2 protein-coding genes are annotated in these 2122 nt (G+C 70.6%); both read left to right on the forward strand.

All coding sequences use genetic code 11. The annotated features are described in order from the left end of the window. Nucleotides 1-390 precede the first annotated feature (390 nt). Nucleotides 391-903, forward strand: coding sequence for a hypothetical protein (locus tag ACZ6NC_RS32170; protein ID WP_465737382.1), 513 nt, complete (start codon nucleotides 391-393; stop codon nucleotides 901-903). A 48-nt stretch (nucleotides 904-951) separates the two neighbouring features. Next, nucleotides 952-2001, forward strand: a complete 1050-nt coding sequence (locus ACZ6NC_RS32175; RefSeq protein ID WP_465737383.1) for a trypsin-like serine peptidase — start codon at nucleotides 952-954, stop codon at nucleotides 1999-2001. The last annotated feature ends 121 nt before the right edge of the window (nucleotides 2002-2122 follow it).

Consider the following 2122-nt stretch of genomic DNA (forward strand, 5'->3'; position numbering starts at 1 on the left):
TCCCCACCCCCCCCCCCCTCCCCCTCCCTTGGCCCCCCCCCCCCCCGCCCCCAAACCCCCCAAACACCCCCACCTCCCTTTCCCCCCCCTTCCCGCGTGGCCCCCCCCCCTGCTCCCCCCCCGCTGTCGGCTCCGGCTGTGGCCGGTGAGGGAGTGGCGGCGGAGCCGACCAGTCAGTCGTTCTTCCGGGTCCGTGAGGTGGAGCTGTCGGATCAGCGGGCGGCCCTGCACGGTGCTCGGCGGTGGCGCATCAGCCGAGTTCGGGGACGAGGTCGGCACCCGTTGTCGATACGAGGATGAAACGGTCTTTACAGGCATCTGACGTTACCGATGAAGGGATGAAACGCTCTTCAGACGGGAATCTGACGTCCCGCCAATACCGTGCCACACATGCCACATACACATGGCCGGACCAACGGTCACCACAACAGGACCCGCAGCCGAGCATGCACCCAAGTCGTGGACGCCGTCGGCGCCGCACAGCGCATCGGCTTCGACCGGCCGGGCAGCGCTCTGGTCGACGAGTTCGGCTATCCGCGCGCGTCGAGCGATCCGGCGCGTGCGGGCCTGCCCGAGTACACGGGGGCCAGGCTCGCCCACTGCGTGGGACGGACCCGCGAGTACCCCGGTACCCAGGACCACCCGGAGCCCCGGGGCGAGTGGGGCGCGCCCTGTGTGACGGGTGGCGGCTCCAGCGGCGGTCCCCGCATCGCCGGTCTCGACCCGTCCACCGGGATCGGCACCGTCGTGGGCGACAACACCCAAGGCCCCTACCTCGACTCGTCGAGCCGGGTCTGCACCTCCGGCACCGCCTCCTGCACCCGGCACCTGGTCGGCCCGCAGTTCACCTCCGCGATCACGAAACCGCTGTACGAGGCTGCCCAGAGCGCCCGCACCGCTTGATCGCGACCGTCCCTCGAAACGAACCGCACGCGACCGAGAATGGCAACGATGTCAGCCACACACCGAGCGTTCGCCCGCAACCTCGCCGCCGCGGGAGCCCTCCTGCTGAGTGCGACCACGGCGGCCGTGCTGCTGCCGACCGCGGCCCTCGCCGCGGAACCGGAGTCCGTGACAACGCATTCCGGCGCCACGACCGAACAGGAGCGCAGCCGGATCGACACCTACTGGACCCCCACCCGGATGAAGCTGGCCGGCGCGATGGTCCCCGAGATCACCCCCGTGCCCGAGGACGACAACACGCCTGACGATCCGCATCGGCTGCCCGCGAACACGCCGGATCCCGGGGCCGTTTGGCGGCACGGCGGAGCGGTGAACGAGAGCGTCGGCCGTCTCTTCTTCACCTTCTCCGACGGCTACGACGGCAGTTGCACCGCAACGGTCGTCAACAGCGCGAACCGCAGCACCGTCATCACGGCGGCGCACTGTCTGAGGGCCGTCGGGGATCCCGCCGCCGACGGCACGTGGAACCACAACCTCTATTTCGTGCCCGGCTACCGCAACGGAACGAAACCGCTCGGCGGCTTCAGCATCAAGCACATGGCCACGTCCTCCCGCTGGGACGCCGATCCGAGCACGACGACCTCGGGTGTCGTCGCTGTCGCCGGGTACGACACGGGAATCCTCGTGGCAAACCCTTCAGCCGGGGGGCGACGGATCGCGGACGTCACGGGAAGCCAGAGGATCGCGTTCACCAAGCCCGCCAAGGACGAGTTCGTCCACACCTTCGGGTACCCGAAGGACCGGCTCAACAACCCCAGTGCCAAGTACGCCGGATCACGCATGATCCATTGCGCCGGACCGGCCCAGCCCGGCCCCAAGGCGCCCCTCCTGTGGGGTGAGGCCTGCGACATGTCACACGGGGCGAGCGGTGGCCCCCACCTGGCACAGTTCGACACCCGGACCGGCGTCGGCACCGTCGTGGGCGTCACCACCACCACCGACGAACTCGCGGGCGGGCAGGCCAACACGCTCTACGCCACCCGTCTCGGTGACAGCGCCCGCCGCCTCTACAACTGGGCGCAGACACGCCCGGCCTGACCTCCTGTCCGGCCCCGGGGGGGGGGGGGGGGCCCGGGGGGGGAAGGAACCGGGGGGGGCAAAAGCGCAGGGGGACGACGGGGGGGGGAACGAGGAAAAGGGCGGGGCGGGGAGTCAGGTG

Source organism: Kitasatospora sp. NPDC041988 (assembly GCF_055588525.1).

What these genes read in the sequence shown, in the direction of transcription:
- ACZ6NC_RS32170 (WP_465737382.1), top strand. Translation starts at nt 391, where the DNA reads ATGCCACATACACATGGCCGGACCAACGGTCACCACAACAGGACCCGC.
- ACZ6NC_RS32175 (WP_465737383.1), top strand. Translation starts at nt 952, where the DNA reads ATGTCAGCCACACACCGAGCGTTCGCCCGCAACCTCGCCGCCGCGGGA.